Below are 26,642 nucleotides of genomic sequence, written 5' to 3' on the forward strand. Positions count from 1 at the left end.
TGCGGGCGCGCACACACGCACCGTGATTCCTCAAAAGACACAGAGGAAGACCGGGCTGTATGTGCAAAAAGTTGTGGCCGGCCTGCTGCCGGGTCCGAATCCCGGACCCAGCCATTGTAAGCAGACCGGCCACTCCTGCGTGCCATGGTGTGTCGCCGGCACGCGAACCTAGCTGATGAAGATCAGTGCTAGTCCTCCAGGTCCACTTCGCGAACCATCTCTGCGCCGATACCGGCCTTGATGGCTTCCAGCACCTGCTGCGGAACCGAGCTGTCGATGGTCAGGAGCGCAAGAACCTGGCCGCCTTCGGTCTGGCGCGCAACCTGCATCCCGCCGATGTTGATGTTGTTCATGCCCAAAATATGTCCGATGGTGCCAATCACACCCGGACGGTCGGCGTAGGCCACAACAACCAGGTGCTCGCTGATGGGAATTTCGACGTCGTATCCGTTGACGCCTACGAGCTTCTCCACCTGCTTGGGACCCGTGAGGGTACCGGCAACAGAGATCTGAGACCCATCGCTGAGGGCACCACGGATGGTCAGGACATTGCGGTAGTCCTCGGCGTCGGGGGTGGTGATCAACCGGGTATTGATGCCACGCTGTTCTGCGATTACCGGAGCATTCACGTAGGAGACCTGCTCCGTGACCACATCAGCGAAGACGCCCTTCAGCGCAGCCAGTTCGAGTACCTTGACGTCCAGCGCGGCAATTTCACCGGCCACCTCAACGTCGATCTGGGTGAGGGACGCGTGGGTAAGCGCCGTGAAGATCCGGCCCAGCTTTTCGATCAGCGGGATACCCGGGCGAACATCGGGAGCGATGACGCCTCCGGCAACGTTCACGGCATCGGGAACCAGTTCGCCTGCAAGGGCAAGGCGAACCGACTTGGCCACTGACACGCCGGCCTTCTCCTGGGCCTCATCCGTGGATGCTCCAAGGTGCGGGGTGACAACCACGTTGTCGAGTTCGAAGAACGGCAGGTCGGTGCTGGGTTCCTTGACGAAGACGTCCACGCCGGCGCCCGCGATCTGGCCTTCCTTCAAAGCCGTGTACAGGGCTTCTTCGTCCACCAGGCCGCCACGTGCCACGTTGATGACGTACGCCGTTTCCTTCATCTTGCGGAAGGCGTCGGCGCCCAGCATGCCTACCGTCTCCGGCGTCTTGGGCATGTGGATGGTGATGAAATCGGCGTTTTCCAACAGTTCATCCAAAGTTACAAGCTTGACGCCCAACTGGGCCGCGCGTGCAGCCGTGATGTAGGGGTCATAGGCGAGGATTTCGGTTTCGAATCCCTGCAGGCGTGCTGCTACCAGTGCGCCGATACGGCCAAGGCCGATGATGCCGATCTTCTTCTCGAAGAGTTCAATGCCGGTGTACTTTGAGCGCTTCCACTCGCCGTTCTTCAGCGCAGAGCTGGCCTGCGGAATGTGGCGGGCGAGGCTCAGGATGTGGCCCACGGTGAGCTCTGCGGCAGAAACAATGTTGGACGTGGGTGCGTTGACCACCATGACGCCTGCTTGCGTTGCGGACTTGATGTCCACGTTGTCCAGCCCCACGCCGGCGCGGGCGATGACCTTGAGGTTCTTGGCCGCAGCGATGGCTTCGGCATCCACTTGGGTGGCCGAACGGACCAGGATGGCGTCAACGTCGGCAATGGCGGACAGCAGCTGGGAACGGTCGGCGCCGTCGGTCTGTCGGATTTCAAAGTCCGGGCCCAATGCCTCGACTGTGGCGGGCGAAAGTTCCTCGGCGAGGAGGACGACGGGTTTGCTGACTGACACGGGGTGGCACCTTACTTTGGACAACTTTGGACAGAACTGGACAAGGAGCGGATGCGTGGCCCGGGGCACGGCGCCGGGACCAGCCCAGAATATCGAATCCGGGCAGGGTTTCCGGTGCCGGGGAGGGATGTTACGGCCGGACCGGTAGTTGTTGTGAAGAAGTTCACAGCCCATGAGGCTGGGCAATTCACTGGAGAAACTGGTGTCGATGGAGAAACGACGACGCCCGCCCGGCTATGTTCTCCGGACGGGCGTCGTAGTGCGCCGGCCGTTAGGCCAGCACCGAAGGATCAGCGGGCTGCGGAACCTTCAACATAGTCAGCGTCCTGCTGCTGCCAGGAGAACAGGGAGCGCAGTTCGCGGCCGACCTCTTCGATCGGGTGCTGCTCTGCCTTGGCACGCAGTTCCTTGAACTCGGTGCCACCGTTGTCCTGGTCGTCGATGAAGCGCTTGGCGAACGCACCGCTCTGGATGTCGGCGAGGACAGCCTTCATGTTTTCCTTCACCTCGGGGGTGATGACGCGCGGGCCGGAGACGTAGTCGCCGTACTCTGCGGTGTCGGAAACGCTCCAGCGCTGCTTGGCAATGCCGCCTTCCCACATGAGGTCAACGATGAGCTTGAGCTCGTGGAGAACCTCGAAGTAGGCGATCTGCGGCTGGTAGCCGGCTTCGGTCAGGGTTTCGAAGCCGTACTGGACGAGCTGGGAAACGCCGCCGCAAAGAACGGACTGCTCGCCGAAGAGGTCGGTCTCGGTCTCTTCGGTGAACGTGGTCTTGATGACGCCGGCGCGGGTTCCGCCGATTGCCTTGGCGTAGGACTTCGCCAGGTCCCATGCGGAACCCGATGCGTCCTGCTCAACAGCAATGATGTCCGGGATACCGCGGCCGGCTTCGAATTCGCGGCGCACAGTGTGGCCCGGAGCCTTCGGGGCAATCAGGATGACGTCGACGCCTGCCGGAGCTTCGATGTAGCCGAAGCGGATGTTGAAGCCGTGAGCGAAGGCGAGTGCCTTGCCCTCGGTCAGCTTGTCCTTGATGGAGTCGTTGTAGATGGAGCGCTGGTGCTGGTCCGGTGCCAGGATCATGATGACGTCTGCCCATTCGGCGGCATCCGCAACGTTCTTGACAGTGAAGCCTGCGTCCTGTGCCTTGGCGGCCGACTTGGAGCCGTCCTTCAGCGCGATGACAACCTCGACGCCGGAATCGCGGAGGTTCAGTGCGTGGGCGTGGCCCTGGGAGCCGTAGCCAACGATGGCTACCTTGCGGCCCTGGATGATCGACAGGTCTGCGTCGTCGTCGTAGAACATTTCAGTCACTTGCGTAACTCCTCTTGAGTGGTTTTCGTAGATATTGATAGTGGTGCTGCGGTACTGGACGCAACGCTCACGCGGAGCGGAGCGCCCTGTCACTCATGGAGCGGGATCCCCGTCCAACGGCCAAGGTGCCGGACTGCACGATTTCACGGATGCCGAACGGCTCGAGCACTGACAGCAGCGCAGCGAGCTTCTCGGGGGTACCGGTTGCCTCAATCACCAACGAGTCTGTGGACACGTCGACGACAGCGGCACGGAACAGGTCTGCAGCCTGGGTAACCTGCAGACGTGTCGCGGCATCCGCACGTACTTTGACCAGGATGTGGTCACGTTGTACGGAAGATTCGGAAGTCAGCTCAACAATCTTGATGACGTTGACCAACTTGTTGAGCTGCTTGGTGACCTGCTCGATGAGGTCGCCGTCGGCGTCGACGACAACCGTCATGCGGGACATGCCAGGAACCTCGGTGGGTCCCACAGCCAGGGAATTGATGTTGAACGCGCGCCGGGCGAAGAGGCTGGCCACGCGGGTCAGCACGCCGGGCTTGTCTTCTACCAGAACGGACAGTGTGTGGCGGCTCATGCCTAGTCCTCCTCTTCCCATTCCGGGGTCATGTTGCGGGCAACCTGGATCTGGTCGTTGCTGACGCCCGAAGGCACCATCGGCCACACCATCGAGTTGGGGCTGACGACAAAGTCGATGACCACGGGACGGTCATTGATTTCGAGTGCCTTCTGGATGGTGGCATCGATGTCTTCGTCGCGTTCACAACGCAGTGCAGCACAACCGTAGGCATCGGCCAGTTTCACGAAGTCCGGAATCCGGATGGTGTCGTGGCCTGTATTCAGATCCGTGTTCGAGTAGCGGCCCTCGTAGAACAGCGTCTGCCATTGGCGGACCATGCCCAGCGAGGAGTTGTTGATGATGGCGACCTTGATCGGGATGTTGTTGATGGCACAGGTGGCCAGCTCCTGATTGGTCATTTGGAAGCAGCCGTCACCGTCGATGGCCCAGACCACGCGGTCCGGTTCACCGACCTTGGCGCCCATGGCCGCCGGAACCGAGTATCCCATGGTTCCTGCACCGCCTGAGTTCAGCCAGGCGTGGGGCCGTTCGTACTTGATGAACTGGGCGGCCCACATCTGGTGCTGGCCAACGCCGGCAACGTAGATGCCTTCGGGACCCGTGAGCTCGCCGATCCGCTTGATCACGCGCTGCGGGGCGGTGAGCCCGTCCTCGGGCTCGGTCCATCCCAGCGGGTACGTGTCGCGAAGGTTGCCCAGGAAGGCCCACCACGAGTCCAGGTCCGGGGTCCCGCTCAGTTCGAACTGCGTTTTCACGGCTTCGGTGAGTTCCGGGATGATTTCCTTGACCGAGCCAACGATCGGGACATCGGCCGTGCGGTTCTTGGAGATTTCCGCGGGGTCGATGTCAGCGTGGATGACCTTGGCAAACGGGGCAAAGGTCTTCAGCACGCCAGTGACGCGGTCATCGAACCTGGCACCGAGGGTGATCAGGAGGTCAGCCTGCTGAAGCGCAGTCACGGCGGAGACAGAGCCATGCATGCCCGGCATGCCAACGTGCTGCGGGTGCGAATCAGGGAATGCACCGCGCGCCATCAGGGTGGTGACCACGGGAGCGCCGGTAGCCAGCGCGAGCTCCATGAGCTCTGCTGACGCATGGCCCTTGACCACACCGCCGCCCACGTAGAGGACCGGCTTGCTGGCGGCAGCGATCAACCTGGCAGCTTCGCGGACCTGCTTGTTGTGGCCGCGCACTACGGGGCGATAGCCCGGCAAATCAACCTTCGGCGGCCAGGAGAAGGTCATCTGGCCAACCTGGGCGTCCTTGGCGATATCCACCAGGACGGGGCCCGGACGGCCAGTGGACGCGAGGTGGAAAGCCTCAGCCATGACATGCGGGATGTCGTTGGGGTCAGTCACCAGGAACGAATGCTTGGTAATGGGCATCGTGATACCCACGATGTCCGCTTCCTGGAAGGCATCGGTGCCGATGACACCGCTGGAAACCTGGCCGGTGATGGCCACCATGGGCACGGAATCCATGTGGGCGTCCATGATGGCGGTAACGAGGTTGGTGGCACCGGGTCCCGAGGTGGCGATGCAAACGCCAACCCGTCCGGTAACCATGGCGTAGCCTTGCGCGGCGTGGCCGGCTCCCTGTTCGTGACGGACCAGGATGTGATTCATGCTGGAGGCCATCAAGGGGTCGTAGGTGGGCAGGATCGCGCCACCGGGCAAACCGAAAATATCGTCCACGCCGAGTTCTTCGAGCGAACGGACAATTGCTTGCGAGCCGGACATCACCGTTGGGGGTACAACGGTGTTCGGCCCAAGTACAGGAGAGAGAGGTGCAGCAGCGTCGACGACGACGGCCTCAGCCGTACGGTCGACCTTTTCCGGAGCTTTGTGGGCTCCAGCGGACTTTGCAGCCATCAGCGAGGGGCTGATCGGCGATCCTTTGCTCATCGGACTCTTCCTTAGTGGATCTTCAATAGGTGGGTCTTGCTTCGGGGAATAAAAAAACCCCTCAGCCTTCCGGCTCTTCGAGGGGTTTGCGCGTGACGGTTCGTTACCAGTCGGGCTAAGCCACGCGCTTGGTAAGGACGACGATGCCGACGGTAACGAATGTGATCATGCGTTCAGTGTTCCCTCAAAGTGAGATACGTGTCAATCGGGCACTATCGTATCTCACTATTTGGACAGCAATGTCCGCCTGCCGGACTCCGGCCGCCGCAAGGCAGCCGGAGTCCGAAGCAGGAACTACCCGCAGTACGCTCCCGTGGAGGCACTGTGGACAAGCTTGGCGTACTTGGCAAGCACGCCCTTGGTGAACTTGGCTGGCAGTGGCTCCCAGCCCTCCTTGCGGGCCTCGAGCTCGGCTTCGTCGACCAAGAGGTCGAAGGAGCGGGCAGCGATGTCAACACGGATGCGGTCGCCGTCCTTCACGAAAGCGATGGGGCCGCCGTCGACGGCTTCCGGCGCAACGTGGCCGATGCACAGGCCCGTTGTGCCTCCGGAGAAGCGGCCATCGGTCAGCAGCAGGACATCCTTGCCAAGCCCTGCACCCTTGATGGCTCCGGTAATGGCCAACATCTCGCGCATGCCGGGGCCGCCCTTGGGGCCTTCATAGCGGATGACCACGACGTCACCCTTGTTGATTTCGCCATTGTCCAACGCGCTGAGGGCGCCCTGTTCGCGCTCGAAGACACGCGCAGTTCCTTCGAAGACGTCAGCATCGAAGCCTGCACTCTTCACTACGGCACCTTCCGGAGCCATGGACCCGTGCAGGATGGTGATGCCACCGGTCTTGTGGATGGGGTTGTCCAAGGCACGGAGGATCTTGCCGTCAAGGTCCGGTGGATTGATCGAGGCGAGGTTTTCGGCAAGCGTCTTGCCGGTAACGGTGAGGCAGTCACCATGCAGCAATCCGGCGTCGAGCAGTGCCTTCATGATGACCGGCACGCCACCAATCTTGTCCACGTCGGTCATAACGTAGCGCCCGAAAGGCTTGAGGTCCCCCAGGTGGGGAATTTTGTCGCCGATGCGGTTGAAGTCGTCCAACGTCAGCTCGACTTCGGCTTCGCGGGCGATCGCGAGCAGGTGGAGCACGGCATTGGTGGAGCCGCCGAATGCCATGGTGACGGCGATGGCGTTCTCGAAGGCCTTTTTGGTCATGATGTCGCGGGCCGTGATGCCCAGGCGCAACAGGTTCACCACCGCTTCGCCGGACTTGCGGGCGAAATCATCACGACGGCGGTCTGCCGACGGCGGAGCGGCCGAACCCGGCAGGGACATACCCAAGGCCTCGCCGATGCAGGCCATGGTGTTGGCCGTGTACATGCCGCCACAAGCGCCTTCGCCGGGACAGATGGCTTTTTCGATGCGGGTGAGGTCTTCCATGCTCATTTTGCCGGCGGCACAGGCGCCCACGGCCTCGAAGGCGTCAATGAGGGTGACTTCCTTCTCCGAGCCGTCTTCCAGCTTGACCCAGCCCGGCATGATGGAACCTGCGTAAAGGAACACCGATGCGAGGTCCAGGCGGGCAGCAGCCATGAGCATCCCGGGAAGGGACTTGTCACAGCCGGCCAGCAGCACAGAGCCATCGATGCGTTCAGCCTGCATCACCGTTTCCACGGAGTCGGCGATGACCTCACGGGAAACCAACGAGAAGTGCATTCCCTCGTGGCCCATGGAAATACCGTCCGAGACGGAGATGGTGCCGAACTGCATCGGGAAGCCACCGCCCGCATGGACGCCTTCTTTGGCACCCTGCGCTAGGCGGTTAAGGGAAAGGTTGCAGGGGGTAATTTCGTTCCACGAACTGGCAACACCAATTTGGGGTTTGGCGAAGTCGTCGTCTCCCATGCCCACCGCACGGAACATGCCACGGGCAGGCGCCGCGTGAATGCCGTCGGTCACCACCCGGCTGCGGGGTTTAATGTCCGGCGTGTTGTCTGTCGCAATTCGGGTGGTGTCACTCATGGTCCAAAGTCTATGTGTACCGGGCGGCTGCGAACGTTGCTGCACGCCGGGTTAAGCCGAAACTGCCGAATGTTGCGATTTTGCGGCCACCCTGCCCCAACGGAAGGTCGGTGCCTCGAATGGCCTGCGCCTCAAACGTTGGGGCGTGTCTCATTGAGTTCCTTGGCAATGGATTCAGCTTCGCTTTTGAGCATATCCAGGACACTTGCAATGGTGGCCCGCGCGGCAACTTCCTGCCGCGACAAAGCCACGATGCTTCTGCTTGCTTTGACCCCTGCAAGTGGCCGAAGAACGAGTCCCCGCCGCGCACTTGCCCGGGCGGTGTATCGAGGCAGTAGGCAGATGCCATGGCCCGCGCCCACCAGAGCCTCAAGCACCCTCAAATCCGGATATCGCTGACCCCTCAGGGCCTGCCTGCCTGCATGGAGTTCGATCTGGCGAAGCACCGTGTCGAACGGGAAGCCCTCCGGGACGCCGATCCACGGGTAATCAACAACGTCCTGGGGGCTGAGCCGGACTTTTGCGGCCAAGGGATGACCGGCCGGCATGGCGACGTCCAGGGCTTCCTCCAGGAGCGGCACCACGGTCAGGCCCCGCCGGGCGAAAACTTCCGGCCCGTCCACGCTGTGCGCCAGCACGATGTCGTAGTCCGCCACCAAGGGAGCGAAATGGGCGGTTCCCGGATCCTCGAAATGTGCATCGAAAGTCAGACCATCCACGGAGGAGACCCGGTGCAGGACACCTGGGAGGAGCATTTCCGCAGCGCTGGGAAAGAAAGCAGCAGAAACACGTGTTTGCCAGCCCTTCCGGTAGGTGTCAATGGTGGACTCCGCCCGGGCCATGGCTGTGGCTATATCCGCTGCTGCTGCCGCCATGGCCAGCCCTGCTTCGGTCAACTGAACGCCCCGGCCCACTTTCTCCACCAGGACAACACCGATCTCGGCCTGTAGCGTTTTCAGCTGCTGTGATACCGCCGAGGCTGTGACATTCATGGCCTCGGCGGTGGCGCCAACACTTTGCCGGTCCGCCAATTCGCGCAGAATCTGCAGCCTTTTGAAGTCCATGGAGCCAGACTAGGCGACTCCCGGAGAATTGCCTGCCCACGAATTATCCCGGCCTGCAATTAGTAAGGCAACTGATATTTCGGACAAACCGGCAGGTCAAACGCTGGACAGCCCATAAGCAGGCACGTAACGTCGGCATTACCACGAGCTTCACCCCAGTGAGCAGAAGGGCTTCCACCATGGATTGGTTAATTTGGGTCATTGTCATTGTTTTGGTCGTCGCAATTGTTTGGTGGCTAATGAACCGCAACAAGGCAGGAAACGTCGATACCACCCCAAGCCAAGCTCCGGCCGATGATCGCCTTTCCGGGACAACCAGCACCACGGCCCCGGCAGCGATGGAGCCCAGTAACACAGCTTCCATGCCTGACCCTGGTGCAACGGCAGCAGGTGTGGCCGGCCTGGCCGGGGTAACCAACCTGGGCAAGACCGCCGCCGAAGGCAGCGGCCCGACTGTCGACGAACCAAGGGTTGCCGAACCCGACATTGCCGAACCCGACATTGCCGAACCGGACGTTGCCGAACCCGGACCTTCCGAAGAAATCCACGGCGCCTCCCCTGTCACCGATGACACACAAGCCGAGCCCCGCACCGCCGTCGACGACTCACCACCTGTTGTAGCCTCAGACGCTCAGCCGGCCACCACACCCGGATTGACCGTGGCCGAACCAGTCATCGCACCCCCCGCGGTGGCCGAACCCGTGATTGACGAACCAGTGGTGGCCGAACCCGTGGTGGACACGGACGCGAAGGTCCACGCCGCAGACGCCGGTGACATGAACGCCGGTGACGTGGACGACTGGGACACAGGTGCTTCCGCTGCCGCCTCCAAGGAGGCAGCAGATAAGGCTGAGTGGGAGTCTTCCTGGACAGACGAAAGCGGCACCCCTGTCCATCATCACGAGTACACCGATGCCCACTCACCCACCCTGCCGGGAGCAGAGTCCGCAGCGGCCGAAGATTCGGCGGCCTCTGGTCACCTGGCCGTCGAGCATCCCTACGGCACCGGATCATCCAGCGCACCAGGGAATGCGTATCCGGTCAAGGCTGACGCCTCGGCCATGACCTACCACGACGAGGACACGGCAGGGTACGACGACGCTGCTGCCGATGTGTGGTTTGAGTCTTCCGCACACGCAGAGGCTGCCGGATTCCGCCCACCCCGCCGCAGCAGGCACTGAGAAGAACACACGCTGGGAAGAACGCGCGCGGCCAGACATACAGGCAGGCAGGAACATGGACAGGCTCTCTCCGGAACGGCGTGATCGCCTCATGCGCGCCTCTGCGCTTGTCCTGCTCTTGTCGCTAACGGGATGCACGGGCAGTCCGTCGTCGCCGGGCACCGCGGCAACACCCAACGCGTCGGCGACCCAGGAGGGGACAACCGCTTCAGGGACAACCGCTTCAGGGACATCCGCCCCCGGAAGCAGCCAAACGACGCCCGCGTCGCCACGGAGCCCGGAAGTCGCTCAAAAGCTCGACGTCGGACTGCAACTGCCATGGTCGGTCGTCTTCCTGCCAAACGGCACAGCTGTGGTTTCCGAACGCGACTCCGCCCAGGTCAAGAGCATCCGAAACGGCGAGGCCACCACCATAGGCGAGGTGTCCGGCGTCGACCCCGGCGGAGAAGGCGGATTGCTCGGACTGGCCCTCTCACCTGACTTCGCAACGGACCGGTGGCTGTACGCATACTTCACTTCGCCGAGCGACAACCGGATTGCGCGGATGAAGTTGACTGAGGACTCTGGTGGTCAATTGGCCTTGGGCGAGGCTGAAGTGATCTTCTCCGGAATGTCCAAGGCCTCAACCCATAACGGTGGTCGAATCCGTTTTGGCCCGGATGGGTTCCTGTACGTGGGCACCGGCGATTCCCAGCGCCGGGAGCAACCCCAGGATACAAACGCCCTGGGAGGAAAAATCCTTAGGCTTACTGCGGAAGGACGCCCGGCGCCGGGTAATCCCTTCGGCGATAACCCTGTCTACAGCTATGGGCACCGTAACGTGCAGGGCCTGGCGTGGGACAGTGACGGACGCCTCTGGGCCAGCGAATTCGGGCCGGACGTGGATGACGAACTGAACCTGATCACCTCGGGCGGCAACTACGGTTGGCCTACCGTGACCGGCGCGCCGGGCAGAAGCGGGCTGATCGATGCGAAGGTCGTCTGGCCCTCAACGTCGGACGCCTCACCGAGCGGACTCGAAATCGTGGATGGCATTGCCTACACCGGTGCGCTTCGTGGTCAAAGACTGTGGGCGGTTCCCCTTGAGGGTGAGAACGCGGGCACCCCTGTGGCCTATTTCACAGGGCAATACGGGCGGCTCAGGGACGTAGCCCGAGCTCCAGATGGCACCCTCTGGGTTATCAGCAACAACAGAAACCCTGATTTCGCGGTGATTCTGAAGGTTGGGCGGTGACACCGCAGGCGACGAGGTGCCGATTTCCCTCTTCGGCGGAAGTCGTGTAGAGTTACATGTCGTTGCGGAGATCGCCGGGGAAAGAAAAGCTTCCGGGTTTGATCAGAATCAACAGCTGCACCTCTAGCTCAACTGGCAGAGCAATTGACTCTTAATCAATGGGTTCCGGGTTCGAGTCCCGGGGGGTGCACCAAGCAAAAGGCCTTGGAGTGAATCTCACTCCAAGGCCTTTTTTGTTGTTCAATACTCTTTTCGGGTCAATCAAATGGCGTTCATCACGCATTGCGCCTTTTGGTCTCCAGCAGTCAAATAGTGGTGTAGAGTTATTTGTCGTTGCGGAGGTCGACGGGGAATGTGAATTTCCCGGATAAGCCGAAACAATAGCTGCACCTCTAGCTCAACTGGCAGAGCAATTGACTCTTAATCAATGGGTTCCGGGTTCGAGTCCCGGGGGGTGCACCACAGAGGAAAGGCTCCGGATCGTAGATACGATCCGGAGCCTTTCTGTATTCCATCTGTTTCCATGCCGGGGCTTGGCAACTTAAACCCCGGCCACAGGCTTCGGTCAGACTTGAGGCAGGTCGGTGTCAACCTGGTGCGATTCCGGCGCCGGAAGCCCGGCAAGGCCCCTGACAACAATCCGAAGTTCCTCGCGGAGGCGGGCGGTGTCCACGGCGACGGGCGACAAGACATCCTGCTCAAGCTTTACTGCTTCTGCAAGCGCTGCAATACCGGCGTCGGTAAGGGTCACCACGTGACTTCTGCGGTCGGAATCACTGCGTTGTCGGGTGACATGCCCGTGCAGCTCAAGCCTCGCCAGGGTGGTCCCCATTGTTTGGGCCTTGACCCGCGCAACTTCGGCCAAAGCCGCCTGCGTAATGGCACCCTTGGCGGCCAATACCTGCATGGCAATGACACCGGCGTGGGTCAGGCCGATGGACTTCAATTTTTCGTTCCACGAGATTTCCACCAGGCGTGCAGCTGTCGAAAGCAATCGGGTGGTGGGCCATCTCTCCATATCTGGCATGCCGACAGTATATGCGCGGAAGGGGTGAGGACGCGGCTTCTCCTACTAAACTGGGAAATCGCGATCACTGGCAAGGAGCACATTTTGGCTGAACGACTTATCCCGGGAGACATCGCCCCGGACTTCACACTTCAGGACGAAACCGGCAAAAGCATGAGCTTGGGGGACCTCCGGGGACGGAAAACCATCCTCTACTTCTACCCGGCCGCTTCCACTCCCGGATGCACCAAGGAAGCCTGCGATTTCCGCGACACGCTCGGGTCACTGCAGGCTGCAGGGTACGAAGTGGTTGGAGTCTCCCCCGACCCCGTCAAGGCTCTTGCCAAGTTCAGTGAGGAAGAGCAACTGACCTTCCGCCTCCTCTCGGACGAGGACCACTCCGTTGCCGAAGCGTATGGGGCCTGGGGCGAGAAGAAGAACTACGGCCGCAGCTATATGGGGCTGATCCGATCCACCTTTGTGGTCGATCCCGATGGAAAGCTCTCCGTGGCGCAATACAACGTACGCGCTACGGGGCACGTGGCCAAGCTCCGGCGGGATCTCAAGCTGGACAAGTAGCGGGTACACTGGAGGCCGGTATATGGCATCGACCGTCCAACTAGGCGGTTCGGTAGCCAGCCAGCGCGAGTGGTGAAATTGGCAGACACGCAGGATTTAGGTTCCTGTGCCTTCGGGCGTGGGGGTTCAAGTCCCCCCTTGCGCACAGATACATGAATACCCCCGGTTGCACGACCGGGGGTATTTTTCTCCTCAAGCAGCGGGGGGCATCCTGACGGTGCGCTGGGAAGTGCACTCAGGACGTTCAACTAGACTGGAATGCGGTCTGGCCGAAGCCGGCCACAGCACTTCCAACCGGCTTGAGGGGACAAGAGTGGCAAGCAGCAAAATGCGGCACCTAAGCATTCAGTTCGGAGCTGCCGTACTGGCTTTGGGACTGGCAGGGTGCACAGGAACACCCGGCCCCGCGCTGTCTACATCCACCAGCAACTCCCCCGCCGTTGAACCTTCGGCAACCTTCAATTTCGGCACGGCGTCCATGCCCTTGGGCCTCGATCCTGCAGTCACCGCCGATTCCGAGTCCTACCGTGTCACCCGTCAAGTCCTCGAAGGGCTCGTAGGGGTAGACGGTGAGACAGGGCAGACCACTCCCCTCCTCGCCACTGAGTGGAAAGACAGCAACAACGGGCTGAGCTACGACTTCACGCTCCGCTCCGACGTGACATTTCACGACGGCACTCCACTGGACGCAACCGCAGTATGCGCCAATTTCAACCGCTGGTTCACCTTCCCCGAGGACCTCCGAAAGCAGGCGCCCGGGATTTCGTTCCAAAGCGTATTCAAGGCTTACTCGGACCAGCCGGTGTTCTCCATCTTCAAAGACTGCAAAGTGGTCTCGGCCAGCGACGTCCGGATCAATCTGACGCGTCCCTTCACGGGATTCCTCCAGGCGTTGACACTGCCGGCCTTCGCAATATCCTCCCCGACCGCTCTGCAGGCACAGAAAGCCAACGTCCTTGACCAGGTCCGGAATGGCCAGGCCATGTCCAGCTACGCCGGCCATCCCGTGGGTACGGGCCCGTACGAGTTCACTGGCTGGGACGAGAAGAAACTCACCCTGTCCAGTTACAAGGGCTACTGGGGCAACAGGGGACAAATAGCAACCATCAACTTCGTCCCCTACGATCGCGCCGAAACCCGTCAACAGGCCCTGCTGGACGGCAAGATCGACGCCTATGATCTTGTGACCTCCGGAACCTTTGACCAGTTGGTCAAGAAGGGTGTCCAGATCATCCAGCGCGACCCGTTCTCGGTGATGTACCTCGGCATCAACCAGGCTGTGGCACCGTTGGAAAAGCCAGAGGTCCGCCAAGCGATAGAAATGGCGATCGACAAGGAAGCGTTGATCCGAAAGTTCTTCATCGACAACACCGCGCAGGCGTCCCAGTTCGTGCCGCCCAAACTAAGTGGCTTCAACAACAATGCTCCCTCGTTGGGATACAACCCGGAGAAGGCTAAAGAGCTCTTGAAGAAGGCCGGCTATAAGGGCGAAGAACTGAAGTTCTACTACCCGCTCAACGCCACACGGGCCTACATGCCCACGCCGGAAAAGATCTACGCCGAACTCAGCCGCCAACTCGTGGCTGTCGGCTTCAACATCAAGCCGGTTCCCATCGATTGGGAAGACGGCTACCTCCAGCGGGTCCAATCGGCCGGTGACCGCGGTCTGCACCTGCTCGGTTGGAATGGCTCCTACGCTGACGCGGACAACTTCCTGGGACCCTTGTTCGGCGAATCACGCGCCGAGTTCGGCTACGCAGACTCGGAGGTCTTCCACAAGATAGAACGCGCGCGGGCCATGCCCGAAGGCGACGACCGCAACACCCAGTATCAAGCCATCAACGCAGAGATCGCGGCGTCGGTACCGGCTGTGCCCATCGCCTTCCCCATCTCTGCCCTGGCACTGTCCAACAAGGTGGAAAGCTACCCGGCTTCCCCCGTCCTCAACGAAGTTTTCACAAACGTCCGCCTAAAGCCTTGACGATTCCCCGCAATTTCAGTATTGAGTCTGCGCGGGGATATTCTGTGACAGCCAGTGCCGCCGCTAACGGAGATTGATCGTGACCTTCATTTCCAAGACTCAACATGCCGACGTCGTCCTTATTGGCGGTGGAATCATGAGTGCCACCCTTGGTGCGTTCATCAAGCAACTTGAACCCACCTGGACCATCTCCCTCTTCGAAAGACTCGACGAAGCAGGGCTCGAGAGTTCCGGACCATGGAACAACGCCGGCACCGGCCATGCTGCGCTGTGTGAGCTTAACTACTCTCCCGCTGCAAAAGACGGTTCCGTAGACCCCTCCAAGGCCCTGCACATCAACGAGCAGTTCCAGCTTTCCCGCCAGTTCTGGTCCCACTTGGTGGACAGCAACGTGATCGGGTCCCCCAAAGGTTTTATCAACACCGTCCCGCACATGAGCTTCGTCATTGGCGATGACCACGCAAACTTCCTGAAGACCCGGTACGAGGCCCTGAAGCCCAACACGCTGTTCCGCAGCATGGAGTACACCGAGGACCAGGACAAAATCGCCAAGTGGGCCCCCTTGATCGTCAAGGGCCGCGACCGCAAGCAGCGCGTTGCCGCAACCCGTGCTTCGGAAGGCACCGACGTCGATTTCGGCGCCTTGACCCGCGAACTGACCGGCTACCTGCAAAGCAGCGGCGCCGAGGTCAACTACGGACACGACGTCACCAACATCCACCGCGCAGCAGGTGGTGGATGGGACCTCTCCATCAAACACCCCAAGTCCGGCGAGCACGGCCGCATCCACGCGAAGTTCGTCTTCGTTGGAGCAGGCGGCGGTGCCCTCCACCTGCTACAGGCCTCGGGGATCCCCGAGAGCAAGGGATACGGCGGCTTCCCCGTGTCCGGCCAGTTCTTCCGCTGCACGGATGACGCCATTACCTCCCAGCACAGCGCCAAGGTCTACGGCCAGGCGTCCGTTGGCGCTCCGCCCATGTCCGTTCCGCACCTGGACACCCGCTACGTGGACGGCAAGCGTTCCCTCCTCTTTGGCCCGTATGCGGGTTTCTCCACCAACTTCCTGAAGACCTCCAGCTACCTGGACCTTCCGCTGTCCATCCGGCCGGGAAACATCATTCCCATGTTGGCAGTAGCCAAAGACAACATGGACCTCACCGCCTACCTCATCAAGGAGGTTGCCAAGCGGCATGAGGCCAAGGTGGAGGCACTGCGTGAGTACTACCCCGAAGCAGCCGGGAGCAATTGGGAACTGATCACCGCCGGCCAGCGTGTACAAATCATCAAGAAACACCCTCAAAAGGGTGGCGTCCTGCAGTTCGGCACTGAAGTCATCGCTTCCCGCGATGGTTCCATCGGCGCCCTGCTGGGCGCTTCTCCGGGTGCTTCAACCGCAGTGCCCATCATGATCGAACTGTTGCAAAAGTCGTTCCCCAAGAACTTCAAGGGATGGCAGTCCAAGCTCAAGGACATGATGCCGGGCTACGGCGTCAAGCTCAACGAGAATCCGGACCTGGCCGCGGAACTGGAAGCAAGCACCGCCAGGTCGCTGCAATTGGAAGTGGCCAACGCCATCCAGAGCTAGGCCACACCCGGGGCTGCGGCCGGTTCCCGTCAGTCGAATCGTTACGTAGACCGCAGGAGTCAATGCAATGTTCCGCTTGGCCAAACTGTCCCTGGGAAACCGGGCCCTGATCGCGCTGATCACCGTCTTTGCGGCGGTGTTCGGCGTGATCACCATGGGGTCGCTCAAGCAGGAACTCATTCCTTCCATCGAGTTCCCGCAGATCACCGTGGTGACCTCCATGCCTGGTGCCTCCCCGGAGGTGGTGGACAAGCAGTTGAGCCAGCCGTTGGAAACAGCCCTGAACAGTGTCGAGGGTCTGGAATCCACCACATCGACGTCCCGCAACGGCGTTTCGCAGATCACCATGGTGTTCACGTACGGCTCCAACCTGGACCGGGCACGCAACCAGATTGACCGGGCGATCTCCAACGCCAAGCGGGTGCTGCCGGCCGACGTCGAACCCCAGTCCATCGCGGGCAACATCAGCGACTTCCCGATCGTCTATTTGGCGGTGTCCTCGGACAAACCCCTGAGCGAGCTCAACGCTGACCTCCTGCGACTCAGCGTGCCCCGGTTGCAGAAGATCGACGGCGTCCGCGGCGCCGATGTGACCGGCGGTTCCAGCCAACACATCCTGATTCAGCCCCGCCCCGCGGACCTCGCAACTACAGGGGCTTCGGTCCAGTCCATCAGCAATGCGTTGAAAAACAACGGCACCCTGGTTCCTGTCGGCACCATCGAGGATCAAGGCAAGACCCTGTCCCTCCAGCTCGGCAGCCCCGTGGATTCCCTCGACATCATCAAGGGACTTCCTTTGGCCGGTGCCAAGGGTGCTGCAACCATCGGAGCCGTGGCCGACGTCAGCATCGAGGACGACGCCGCTACTTCCATCACCCGCACCAACGGCAAGCCCACCCTGGCGCTGTCTGTCACCAAGAAGCCCGAGGGCGATACGGTGGCGATTTCGCATGCGGTGCGGGACGCCGTCGGCCCCATGGAAGACGAGCTCGGCAACAACGCGACCTTCACACCGGTATTCGACCAGGCACCTTTCATTGAGAAGTCCATTAAGGACCTCACTACGGAAGGGCTCCTTGGTCTGGGCTTCGCTGTCGCCGTCATCCTGGTTTTCCTGATGTCCGTGCGCTCCACCCTGGTCACGGCCGTTTCCATCCCGTTGTCCCTGCTGATCACCTTCATCGGCATCTCCGCCACAGGCTATTCGCTGAACATCCTTACCCTGGGCGCCCTCACCATTGCGATCGGGCGCGTGGTGGACGATTCCATCGTGGTCATCGAGAACATCAAGCGGCACCTCAGCTACGGCGAACACAAGCTGACAGCCATCCTGACGTCCATCCGGGAGGTGGCCGGGGCCATCACGGCTTCCACGCTGACCACTGTGGCCGTGTTCCTCCCCATCGCTTTCGTGGGCGACCTCGCCGGTGAGCTGTTCCGTCCCTTCGCCTTGACTGTGACCATCGCGCTGTTGTCGTCTCTCTTGGTTTCCCTGACGATCGTTCCGGTCCTGGCCTACTGGTTCCTGTCCTCCCCCGGGAAAGGCCCTGAAGCACAGGCATCTGCCAAGGAAGCTGCCGAGAAGGCCAAGGAATCCGAACAGCGGAGTCGCCTCCAGCGCGGCTACCTTCCCATTCTTGCGAAGACGCAAAAGCACCCGGTCATCACCCTGTCCGCGGCAGCGTTGGTGCTGGTGGCGACCATCGCCGTCTCGCCACTTCTGGCCACTGACCTCCTGGGCCGTTCCGGAGAGAACAGCATGACGGTGCGCCAGGTCCTTCCGCCCGGCACCAGCCTGCAGGCCACCAGCGATGAGGCGTCCAAGATTGAGGAATCCCTCAAGGGCATTGAGGGTATCAAGGACGTGCAGGTCACTTCAGGGAATGCCCAAACGGGTTTCGCTGCCCTGACGTCAACCGGGTCCTCCAACTCAACGTTCACCATTGTCACCGACGAGAAAATAAATCAAGGCAAACTCCAGGACGAGGTCCGATCCAGGCTGGAGGGGGCCGCCGGAAAAGTCACTGTGGGATCCCAGCAAGGTGGATTCGGTACTTCCTCTACTGTGGACATCACCATCAGGGCAGCCAACTCCGCAGACCTGCAGACAGCAAGCGATGCCATGGTGAAGGCCATGGAAGGCGTCCCGGGCAGCTCGGAAGTCGCCACGAACCTCGCTTCAAAGCAGTCGGTGGTCCAGGTTCGCGTTGACCGGGCAAAGGCTGTCGCAGCAGGACTGACGGAAGAGCAGATAGGTGCCTTCCTCGCATCCACGGTAAGCCCTATTCCGGCCGGTACCGTCCGGATCGAAACCAACGACTACCCGGTGCAAATCGGCGAGGGCACGCGCTTCACCAGCGTTGCCGCAGTACGTGCGCTCCAGCTCCCAACGGCCCGCGGTGGCGTCGCGCTGGAGACGATTGCCGCCGTCGAGCAGGTTGATACCCCCGTATCCATCACCAGCAGCAATGGGCAGAGGACCGCGAGGGTGACTGTGACGCCTTCCGGTTCCAACCTTGGCAGCGTCAGCGCCGCAGTGCAGGAAAGGCTGGCAGCTGTGGAACTGCCCGCGGGGGTCACGGCAACTATCGGCGGTGCCACCACACAACAGGCCGAGTCCTTCCGCCAGCTGGGCCTGGCCCTCCTGGCAGCCATCGCGATCGTCTACGTGATTATGGTGGCCGCATTCAAATCACTCGTGCAACCGCTCATCCTGTTGGTCTCTGTACCCTTCGCTGCCACAGGCGCAGTGGGTCTGCTGTTGGTGACAGGCGTTCCGTTGGGCCTGCCGTCACTGATCGGCATGCTGATGCTGGTGGGCATCGTGGTCACCAACGCCATCGTGTTGATCGACCTCATCAACCAATACCGCAAACCACATGACGGCAGTCAGGGCATGAACGTTGCCGATGCCATCACACACGGTGCACGGCAGCGCCTGCGTCCCATCCTCATGACCGCATTGGCCACCGTTTTCGCCCTGACTCCCATGGCGCTGGGCCTCACGGGTGGCGGCGGGTTCATCTCGCAACCACTGGCCATCGTGGTGATCGGTGGACTGGTTTCATCCACTGCCTTGACGCTGGTTCTGGTCCCGGTTCTTTACAAACTTGTGGAGGGCCGCCGGGAGAAGAAAGAGTTGCTGAAGGCCCTGCAGGACAAGCCGACGACGAAACGTGACGACGGACCCGGCGGCACTGACAGCAGCGGTGCCTCCAGCAACGGCTCGGGCGAGTTCCAAGACTGGACCACTGGAATGATTCCCCGCGTTACGGGCCGCCGCGCGGCGCACAATCCCGGAGAATAGCAAGCTCCCCAGCACACTAACCTTCGATGGGCAGGGCCGGGAACAATTCCCGGCCCTGCCCTGTTACAGGTATCGATACATGCAAATGCATCTAGTTTGAGGTACACTGTTTACAGAGCCCGGGACCTCGGGCAGGGAGAAAGGCACATCATGCAGATCGGCGTATTCAGCGTCAGCGATATCACCGCTGACCCCACCACGGGCCGCACGCCCACGGAAAACGAACGCATCAAGGCCTCCGTTGCCATTGCCAAGAAGGTCGAAGAAATCGGTATGGACGTCTACGCCCTTGGCGAGCACCACAACCGGCCCTTCTTCTCCTCCTCGCCCACCACCACCCTGGCTTACATCGCAGCCCAGACCGAGCGCATCACGCTGTCCACGGCCACCACCCTGATCACCACCAATGACCCGGTCAAGATCGCCGAAGACTTCGCCATGCTCCAGCACCTCTCCGATGGCCGCGTGGATCTGGTCCTCGGCCGTGGCAACACAGCGCCGGTGTACCCCTGGTTCGGCAAGAACATCCAGGACGGCATCGAACTCGCCATTGAGAACTACAGCCTGCTCCGCAAATTGTGGGATGAGGACACGGTCAACTGGTCCGGAAAGTTCCGCACACCCCTGCAGAACTTCACGTCCACACCGCGGCCTCTCGACGGCGTGGCCCCCTTCGTGTGGCACGGCTCCATCCGGACGCCGCAGATCGCAGAAGTTGCCGCTTACTACGGCGACGGTTTCTTCGCCAACAACATCTTCTGGCCCAAGGAGCACTACCAGCAGCTGATCGGCCTGTACCGGGAGCGCTACGAGCACTACGGACACGGCAAGGCAGACCAGGCAATTGTTGGCCTTGGTGGTCAGTTCTTCATGAGGAAGAACTCGCAGGACGCCGTCAAGGAGTTCCGCCCGTACTTCGACAACGCGCCGGTCTACGGGCACGGACCGTCCCTGGAGGACTTCACCTCGCAGACTCCGCTGACAGTGGGCAGCCCGCAGGAAGTCATCGAGAAGACGCTGACATTCCGCGAGGCCTTCGGTGACTACCAGCGGCAACTGTTCCTGATCGACCACGCCGGCCTGCCGCTGAAGACCGTGCTGGAACAGTTGGACCTCTTCGGCGAAGAAGTCCTGCCGGTACTCCGCAAGGAATACGCCGCCATGAAGCCAGCGCACGTGCCTGACGCACCGACGCACGCCTCACGCGCCGCCGCCGCCCTGGAAGCCACGGTCAGCGAATCCGCTACCGCTGGTGCTGCGGGGCAGGACGCCTGATGTCCAGCCCCTCGGCGTCCTCCGCCGTTCGCCTCGCCGCCGAAACCTGGGAGTCGTTGTTCCGCTCCCAGGTGGCGGTGATGCGGAAGCTGCAGTCGGGACCGGCCTTCAAGACACTGCCCGTCAAGGAATACGATGTCCTCTTCACGTTGTCCAAATGCCCTTCGGGCCAACTTCGGCTCAATGAGATCAACGACAAAGTCCTGCTGAGCCAGTCCAGCTTGAGCCGCTTGGTGGACCGTTTGGAGAAGCGCGGCTTGGTGGAAAGAACAACAGCGCCCGACGACGGCCGCGGAGTCCTGCTCTCACTCACCGAAGCGGGCAGTGAACTTCAAAAGACCATCGGCCGCGAACATGTCCGGGACATCGCGCACCTGGTGGCGCCTGCGCTCACAGCTGAGGAACAGCGGGAGCTTTTGCGGCTGACCGAGAAGCTCCGTGCTTCGGTTGCGGGACACTAACGCAAGCTGATGAGCTCCCGGGGGTCCTCCACCGGGAGCTCTCCGTTTACCGACGCACTGACCTTGAGCGTTTTCAAGGTCAGGCTGCCGCCCACGGTGGACAGGAACGCGGTATCCGATGAATCGCGTCCGGCAGTGATGCGGAGCATGGATTGGCGGGGAGCCAGTCCGGTGGGGTCGATGATGTGCCAGGCGCCGTTGATATGTGCCTCGGCAACAGCATGGAAATCCATTGGACTCAGCCCTGGAGCGTACACCGCCGCCAGGCGCGTAGGAACGTCCTTTGACCTCAACAGGGCGATGGCGAGGTGGGCGAAGTCCCGGCACACACCTTTGCGGTGAAGCAAGGTTTCCACGGCTCCGTCAGTTCCCCGCGACGAACCGCTGACGTAGCGCAATTCCCCGTTCACCCAGTCGCGTACCGCTTGGAGCAGTTCGGGACCTTGCAGGCTGCCGAACTCGGCATAGGAAGTAGGCAGCAGCCTGTCTGACTCCGCGTACCGGCTGGGCCTGACGTACCTGATGAGCTCCATCGGGCTGGACGTATCGGGTTCTCCATAGCCATGAACCGTTGCCCGGTAGTCCACTGTCACCTCACCGGGCTCAGTGAACTCCAGGTAGTGGAAGCGGCCGCCATGGTGGTCGCTGAGTTCGGCAAAGGGAACCTCAGCACCATCCTTGGTGATGGACAGGGTTTCCTCCACTGCGTCGTAGCCATGGTTGTTGGCCACGGCTACGGCCATGGCCACCTTGGTGTTGGCTGCAGTCTTGAAAACGAGCGAGGCAGCAACATTGCGTTCCATTGATCTCCGGGGTGGGTTGCGGCGGGCATCCCCATCGCCGCCGTATGTGTGAATCAGCCAATCGCAGGACTACAGATTGACCTTCAGAGACAGTAGCATCCGCTGGACATTGGCGAATTCAGATCCGTGGACCGCGTACTTCGCGGCCAGGTCCAGAGTATCGAAAGCCTTGGCCGGGGCCACCTTCTCGTCTGCGGCGAAGGCATGGATCGCCAGGACGTCGCCAAAGGAGATATCGCCCTTTCCGGCAGGGCCGAGCACCCTGTTCCTCAGTTCGCAGGACTGCCCGTCCACACCAGCCACCATATTGGTGATGCCGTAGGAGCCGAAAAATTTGTAGCCTTGGACCACACGGAAAACCACGCGCGGGTCAATGGTGTCCGGGCCATCCGAGTGCGGGACGTCCAAGGGCACGCTGCTGATTACTACGTACGGGCGGGCCTGTCCGGCGGGGCATGCAACGGGCGCAGCCGAAGGCAGGCCTGTCTGGAGGGTGGCGATGTAGCGTCCTTCAGCATCCTTGACCTCCACCTTCACGGCATGGGCCAGCGAGCCTGCCTCCGGCGTCACCGACTGCGCTATCCACTCCTGCGGTAGCTCAAAGCTGACGGTTTTGGCGGAGTCCGTGTACGTCTTCCAGGACACCGCCGTTGCGGCCGGACTGGGTTCCGCGCTGGCCGAGGCGCTGCCGCCGTCGCTGGGGGCTTCGGAAGGCGAGCCTGCCGCGGAGGCCGTTGCCGGCGTCGTGCTTTCCGCAGTACCGGTCCCTGATTCCGAGGTGTTGGGCTGGGAGCTGGCCGTCGAGGTTACTTGCGGGCCTTTGTTCTCAGCGGAGCAGGATGTTGTGGCCGCGAGTACGGAACCAGCCAGTACCACGGCTGCGACCCGCATCGGAATGCGGTGCAGGTTCAGGATGCCCTTCATGAGCCCAGCCTAGCTGCGGCGATCCCGCGACACGCACAGGACTAGGCTGAGGGTATGGCTCCCGATCAGCAGGACTATTTCGAGGACGACATCCCCACTATGTCAGCGGTTGATATTGCTGACTGGCGCCTGCGGACGTTCGCTCTCTACGACAAGGTGCGTCAGCTCGCAGCCACCAACCCGTTCGACGCGCATGTCTTCTGGCGGCAGGAACGGGACCTGATGTTCGCTACCCATCCTGCTTCAGCGCTGACCGCGGAAATGAAAGCCTCATTTTCCGGGCTGCGAACCGCTGATTACGATCCCTCCTTCCGAATGTACGCCGCCTTGTCCCCCGACGGAGCCGGCCAGGAGATGAACGTCGAAACAGGGACTGACGGCGTAGTGCCTTTTACAAGGATCGGCACCCTTGAGCTACCCGGGCTGGGCTCCTTGGCGGCCTGGCGGCTACGCAGCTATGGTGGCGGCATCTTCGTGCCCTTCCGTGACTCGACTGCCGGCAAAGAGGGCGGAAGCTACGGAGCAGGAAGATATCTGCTGGACACAGTCAAAGGCTCGTTCCATGGGACGCGGGAAACCGGCGCCGGGCAAGAGCTCGTGCTGGACTTCAACTTTGCGTACAACCCGTCGTGCGCCTACAACGAAGCTTGGGCGTGCCCGCTGGCTGGACCAGCCAACCGATTGGCGGCAGAAGTACCTGTGGGAGAACTTTACCTGGGCTAGCCGAACAGCCCACCCGGGCCAAAAACCGCGAGCGCCGCAACGGCGGCCAGTATTGTCAGGGGCGCCACGATCAGGCCGAAGAGCGCGTATCCCCTCCACTTGACCAGCACGTTCATGCGCACCAACCGGTCGTGCCATAACAGGGTGGCCAGTGATGCCCACGGCGTGATCAAGGGCCCCGCGTTGACTCCCACAAGAAGGGCAGCCATCCTCTCAGGGTTTCCTGCCAGTGGTTCGGCCAGCAGGTAGGCGGGGAGGTTGTTGACCACATTGGAGCCCAGGGCTCCCGTCATGGCCAGTCTCAATAGTTCAAGGAACCCATCCCCTTGCCCCGCCACTTGGCCAAGAAGCACTGACGCTCCAAGGTATTGACCTGCCTCGACCATCAGGAAGAGTCCGCACGTGAACAGCAACAGGGACCACGGAATCAACGTCACCCTGAGCACCTTGGGCCTACGGACTGCGAACGCCACCCCAAGGGTGGCCGCGGCCGCTGCAGCAGGAATCCAGATGGCAACTCCGGATACCAGCGCCGGCAACAGCAACAACAGGACCACGGCACTGACCAACAGCAGGACCCTGTCGGTGGTTGCTTTGGACGAAATTCCTTGGGCTGGACGGGTGGAATCGCGTGCATAGGTCTTGCGCAGTTCGCGCCTGAAAACGATGGCTATGAACGCCAAAGGGACCAGGACGGCCGCAACCGACGGCGCCCACATCAGTTGGGCGAACTGTGCGGGACTGATTCCGCCCAGGTTGTGTTGCGCCAAGAGATTGGTCAAGTTGGAGATGGGAAGCAACAAGCTGGCGGTGTTCGCGAGCCACACGGTTGTCAGAGCAAAGGGCAGGACGGGTAGGCCCGCTTGGCGGGCAACGGTGACCACCACCGGGGTGAGGAGAACCGCCGTCGTATCCAGCGACAGGAAGATAGTGCTCAAGGTGGCAAACAACGCCAAAAGCAACCACAGAAGGATGCTGCGTCCGCGCCCCCAACCGCGCAGATGGCGGGCTATCCATTGGAAGGCGCCGGCCTCACTGACGAGTTCTGTCACCACCGTCATGGCAACCACGAAGCCGAGGATGGGTGCCACCCGGTCCACCAGGACCGCCACTTCCTGCCACGGCAGGACACCCGTGGCCACGGTGATCCCACCAGCCACAAGGAGGACCAACCCAATGATTGCCAGACGCATGGAACGGATTCTAAGCCCGGCCCCTGTGTCCTTCCTCCGCGCCACGAGGACAACGCGTCATCGAACCGTAAGCCTTGGAGCACCCGCACCGGTCCTGCGAAGCCTAGCCTTGGAGCATGAACACACTGTGGAGCATGACCCGATTCCGGAGACTGGTCCGGGCCCACAGGATCCTTGCGGCCGTGGCAGGTTTGGTGATCCTTTCAGCGGTGGTGGCGGGAGCCGCGTTGTTCCAGCCGTGGCGCCTCTTCACCAGCAGCACCCTCAATGAAGCGCTGCCCGCTGCACCGTTTTCTGCGAGCTCGGGACCTGCCGACAGGCCCGCCGTCCCAGGCTCACCACCGCCCGCGTCCTCCGGTCCCGCAGCACCGGCTCCCACCCCACCCGTCCCCGCAGCTCCGCTGGTTCTTAGCTCGGGTGCTTTCCAATCCCAGGAGCATGAGACAACTGGCACGGCCCAGCTGGTGAAACTCGCCGACGGGAGCCATCTGCTGCGACTTGAGAACCTGGCCAGCAGCGACGGTCCGGACGTCAAAGTCTGGTTGAGCAGCCTGGAAGCCGGTGGCGACTGGTTCAAGTACCGTTCAGGACGATACGTGGATCTGGGAGCGATCAAAGCCACACACGGCAACCACAACTACGCCATCCCCGCCGGGACCGACGTCGCCGGCCTGACGTCGGTGGTTCTGTGGTGTGACCGCTTCAGCGTTGCGTTCGGATCGGCCCCACTCTCCTGACGCGTTGCGAGGCCCGCTCTGCGCGCTAAGGGCGTGTCATGGGGTGTAAAACGGGCCTCGCAACGCAGGGCGAAGCTCAGGGAGGACGTAGGATGTCATCATGACCTCGCTGCTTCCCCGTCGCATCGCCCGCGTCCGGCCCGTCCCTGCCCAGTCCCCGACCAGTGAGTCCTTGAGTGGCCTGCCTTCGACGAGCGCGTATCCGGACGAGCAGTTCTTCGTAGCCAACAACGCCACGGATTTCGATTCGCCCGCAGGAACCCAGTGGACCGTGGTGGACTCCCCTTTCCCGGGATCGAGGGCGAACGCCAACAGCCCGGCCAGGGAGGGCTGGGAGCTTGGCGATGTGGTCAGCCAAGATTCGTTTAACTTCCTGGCACCATCGGCACCTGTCAACGTCTTCGGTATGGCCCACAACACCGGGCAGCCTGGCCGGGACCTGCCGCCCCAGGCCTTCCACAAAGCAGCATCCAGCGTCATCGGACCCGGCGAAGCAATCCAACTGAGCTCCACCGTGGGTTATGTGGACCCGGAAGCTGAACTGACCGTCGTCGTCGGCCGTGCCGCGCGGGGTTTGACCTTGGAGACGGCGAGGTCGGCAATCCTTGGATACACCATCGGCAACGACGTCTCCGCCCGAGACCTCCAGAAGTCCGACGAACTCTGGATCAGCGCCAAAAGCCAGGACACGTTCACGCCCGTCGGCCCGTGGATAGTCACGGACCTGGATGACTCGAACCTTGAAATCGGCATTGTCCACAATGGCCACGCCCTCAGGACCGCCGGTACAGCTGATCTCGGCTGGAAAGTGGACGAGATCATGGTTTATCTGACTTCGTTCATGACCCTCCAAGCCGGCGACCTCGTGCTCTCAGGGTTCCCCGCAGAGTGCGCGCGAATCCAGCCTGGCGACACCGTAGTTTGCCGTGTGGAAGGAATCGGAGAGCTCCACAACCCTGTAACCGGCGCTTCCTGGGAACAGTAGC

The 26,642-nt window shown here is 61.7% G+C and carries 22 protein-coding genes and 3 tRNA genes; 14 read left to right on the forward strand and 11 right to left on the reverse strand.

Annotation, left to right across the window (positions count from 1 at the left end; genetic code table 11):
- Nucleotides 1-188: 188 nt before the first annotated feature.
- The 7 genes from serA to AC6CH8_RS05580 all read right to left on the reverse strand — a co-directional run bounded on the left by serA (nt 189) and on the right by AC6CH8_RS05580 (nt 8,667).
- A complete protein-coding gene (gene serA / locus AC6CH8_RS05550; RefSeq protein ID WP_091468213.1) occupies nt 189-1,784 on the reverse strand; it encodes a phosphoglycerate dehydrogenase in 1,596 nt (531 codons plus the stop codon).
- 290 nt (nt 1,785-2,074) lie between these two features.
- Nucleotides 2,075-3,100 (reverse strand): ketol-acid reductoisomerase, encoded by a 1,026-nt coding sequence (gene ilvC, locus AC6CH8_RS05555; protein ID WP_309072880.1) that lies wholly within the window; start codon nt 3,098-3,100, stop codon nt 2,075-2,077.
- Nucleotides 3,101-3,167: 67 nt separating this feature from the next.
- Nucleotides 3,168-3,680, reverse strand: coding sequence for an acetolactate synthase small subunit (ilvN, locus tag AC6CH8_RS05560; RefSeq protein WP_011775174.1), 513 nt, complete (start codon nt 3,678-3,680; stop codon nt 3,168-3,170).
- A 2-nt stretch (nt 3,681-3,682) separates the two neighbouring features.
- Complete coding sequence (locus AC6CH8_RS05565; RefSeq protein ID WP_498189287.1) at nt 3,683-5,587, reverse strand: acetolactate synthase large subunit; 1,905 nt, start codon at nt 5,585-5,587, stop codon at nt 3,683-3,685.
- Between the two features lie 294 nt (nt 5,588-5,881).
- Nucleotides 5,882-7,603, reverse strand: coding sequence for a dihydroxy-acid dehydratase (gene ilvD / locus AC6CH8_RS05570; RefSeq protein ID WP_179017214.1), 1,722 nt, complete (start codon nt 7,601-7,603; stop codon nt 5,882-5,884).
- A 10-nt stretch (nt 7,604-7,613) separates the two neighbouring features.
- Nucleotides 7,614-7,757: a hypothetical protein gene (locus AC6CH8_RS05575; protein WP_498189572.1), complete on the reverse strand. Its 144-nt coding sequence runs from the start codon at nt 7,755-7,757 to the stop codon at nt 7,614-7,616.
- A complete protein-coding gene (locus AC6CH8_RS05580; RefSeq protein WP_091468222.1) occupies nt 7,735-8,667 on the reverse strand; it encodes a LysR family transcriptional regulator in 933 nt (310 codons plus the stop codon). Before AC6CH8_RS05580 ends, AC6CH8_RS05575 begins: the two co-directional genes overlap by 23 nt.
- A 179-nt stretch (nt 8,668-8,846) precedes the next feature.
- Between AC6CH8_RS05580 and AC6CH8_RS05585 the strand changes: the two genes are divergently transcribed.
- The 4 genes from AC6CH8_RS05585 to AC6CH8_RS05600 all read left to right on the forward strand — a co-directional run bounded on the left by AC6CH8_RS05585 (nt 8,847) and on the right by AC6CH8_RS05600 (nt 11,544).
- On the forward strand, nt 8,847-9,848 hold the full coding sequence (locus tag AC6CH8_RS05585) for a sunset domain-containing protein (protein WP_498189291.1): 1,002 nt from the start codon (nt 8,847-8,849) through the stop codon (nt 9,846-9,848).
- A gap of 55 nt (nt 9,849-9,903) precedes the next feature.
- Nucleotides 9,904-11,082 (forward strand): PQQ-dependent sugar dehydrogenase, encoded by a 1,179-nt coding sequence (locus AC6CH8_RS05590; RefSeq protein ID WP_498189293.1) that lies wholly within the window; start codon nt 9,904-9,906, stop codon nt 11,080-11,082.
- Nucleotides 11,083-11,199: 117 nt separating this feature from the next.
- Nucleotides 11,200-11,275: transfer RNA gene (locus AC6CH8_RS05595), tRNA-Lys, on the forward strand.
- Between the two features lie 193 nt (nt 11,276-11,468).
- Nucleotides 11,469-11,544, forward strand: a tRNA-Lys gene (locus tag AC6CH8_RS05600).
- Nucleotides 11,545-11,647: 103 nt separating this feature from the next.
- Here AC6CH8_RS05600 and AC6CH8_RS05605 read toward each other — a convergent pair.
- The gene (locus AC6CH8_RS05605) at nt 11,648-12,109 is read right to left on the reverse strand and encodes a MarR family winged helix-turn-helix transcriptional regulator (protein ID WP_091468228.1); all 462 of its coding nucleotides are present in this window, start codon (nt 12,107-12,109) and stop codon (nt 11,648-11,650) included.
- 84 nt (nt 12,110-12,193) lie between these two features.
- Here AC6CH8_RS05605 and bcp point away from each other — a divergent pair, with 84 nt between their 5' ends.
- The 7 genes from bcp (at nt 12,194) to AC6CH8_RS05640 (ending at nt 21,276) form a co-directional block, all read left to right on the forward strand.
- The gene (gene bcp, locus AC6CH8_RS05610; RefSeq protein ID WP_498189295.1) at nt 12,194-12,667 is read left to right on the forward strand and encodes a thioredoxin-dependent thiol peroxidase; all 474 of its coding nucleotides are present in this window, start codon (nt 12,194-12,196) and stop codon (nt 12,665-12,667) included.
- Between the two features lie 63 nt (nt 12,668-12,730).
- Nucleotides 12,731-12,812: transfer RNA gene (locus AC6CH8_RS05615), tRNA-Leu, on the forward strand.
- A gap of 168 nt (nt 12,813-12,980) precedes the next feature.
- Complete coding sequence (locus AC6CH8_RS05620) at nt 12,981-14,648, forward strand: ABC transporter substrate-binding protein (protein WP_091468234.1); 1,668 nt, start codon at nt 12,981-12,983, stop codon at nt 14,646-14,648.
- A 79-nt stretch (nt 14,649-14,727) separates the two neighbouring features.
- Nucleotides 14,728-16,233, forward strand: a complete 1,506-nt coding sequence (locus AC6CH8_RS05625) for a malate:quinone oxidoreductase (protein ID WP_420178358.1) — start codon at nt 14,728-14,730, stop codon at nt 16,231-16,233.
- Between the two features lie 67 nt (nt 16,234-16,300).
- Nucleotides 16,301-19,540, forward strand: coding sequence for an efflux RND transporter permease subunit (locus AC6CH8_RS05630; RefSeq protein WP_498189298.1), 3,240 nt, complete (start codon nt 16,301-16,303; stop codon nt 19,538-19,540).
- Nucleotides 19,541-19,690: 150 nt separating this feature from the next.
- Complete coding sequence (locus tag AC6CH8_RS05635; protein WP_429330077.1) at nt 19,691-20,815, forward strand: LLM class flavin-dependent oxidoreductase; 1,125 nt, start codon at nt 19,691-19,693, stop codon at nt 20,813-20,815.
- The gene (locus AC6CH8_RS05640) at nt 20,815-21,276 is read left to right on the forward strand and encodes a MarR family winged helix-turn-helix transcriptional regulator (protein ID WP_054808488.1); all 462 of its coding nucleotides are present in this window, start codon (nt 20,815-20,817) and stop codon (nt 21,274-21,276) included. The genes AC6CH8_RS05635 and AC6CH8_RS05640 overlap by 1 nt, the downstream gene beginning before the upstream one ends.
- Here the strand turns inward: AC6CH8_RS05640 and AC6CH8_RS05645 are convergent.
- Together AC6CH8_RS05645 and AC6CH8_RS05650 are read right to left on the reverse strand one after the other, a co-directional pair.
- Nucleotides 21,273-22,079 carry a transglutaminase-like domain-containing protein gene (locus tag AC6CH8_RS05645; RefSeq protein ID WP_498189301.1) on the reverse strand — a complete coding sequence of 269 codons (807 nt, stop codon included), beginning with the start codon at nt 22,077-22,079 and terminating at the stop codon, nt 21,273-21,275. The genes AC6CH8_RS05640 and AC6CH8_RS05645 overlap by 4 nt on opposite strands.
- Nucleotides 22,080-22,148: 69 nt before the next feature.
- Complete coding sequence (locus tag AC6CH8_RS05650) at nt 22,149-23,003, reverse strand: RodZ family helix-turn-helix domain-containing protein (RefSeq protein WP_498189303.1); 855 nt, start codon at nt 23,001-23,003, stop codon at nt 22,149-22,151.
- A 54-nt stretch (nt 23,004-23,057) separates the two neighbouring features.
- Between AC6CH8_RS05650 and AC6CH8_RS05655 the strand changes: the two genes are divergently transcribed.
- Nucleotides 23,058-23,726, forward strand: a complete 669-nt coding sequence (locus AC6CH8_RS05655) for a DUF1684 domain-containing protein (RefSeq protein ID WP_420178363.1) — start codon at nt 23,058-23,060, stop codon at nt 23,724-23,726.
- On the opposite strand, the gene AC6CH8_RS05660 is transcribed toward AC6CH8_RS05655, so the two are convergent.
- Nucleotides 23,723-24,919 (reverse strand): SLC13 family permease, encoded by a 1,197-nt coding sequence (locus AC6CH8_RS05660; RefSeq protein ID WP_498189306.1) that lies wholly within the window; start codon nt 24,917-24,919, stop codon nt 23,723-23,725. The two genes, AC6CH8_RS05655 and AC6CH8_RS05660, sit on opposite strands and share 4 nt — an antisense overlap.
- A 116-nt stretch (nt 24,920-25,035) precedes the next feature.
- Here AC6CH8_RS05660 and AC6CH8_RS05665 point away from each other — a divergent pair, with 116 nt between their 5' ends.
- Together AC6CH8_RS05665 and AC6CH8_RS05670 are read left to right on the forward strand one after the other, a co-directional pair.
- Nucleotides 25,036-25,656, forward strand: coding sequence for a DM13 domain-containing protein (locus AC6CH8_RS05665; RefSeq protein WP_256871379.1), 621 nt, complete (start codon nt 25,036-25,038; stop codon nt 25,654-25,656).
- 100 nt (nt 25,657-25,756) lie between these two features.
- Nucleotides 25,757-26,641 (forward strand): fumarylacetoacetate hydrolase family protein, encoded by an 885-nt coding sequence (locus AC6CH8_RS05670; RefSeq protein WP_498189308.1) that lies wholly within the window; start codon nt 25,757-25,759, stop codon nt 26,639-26,641.
- Nucleotide 26,642: the final 1 nt, after the last annotated feature.

Source organism: Paenarthrobacter sp. GQ52 (genome assembly GCF_059759005.1).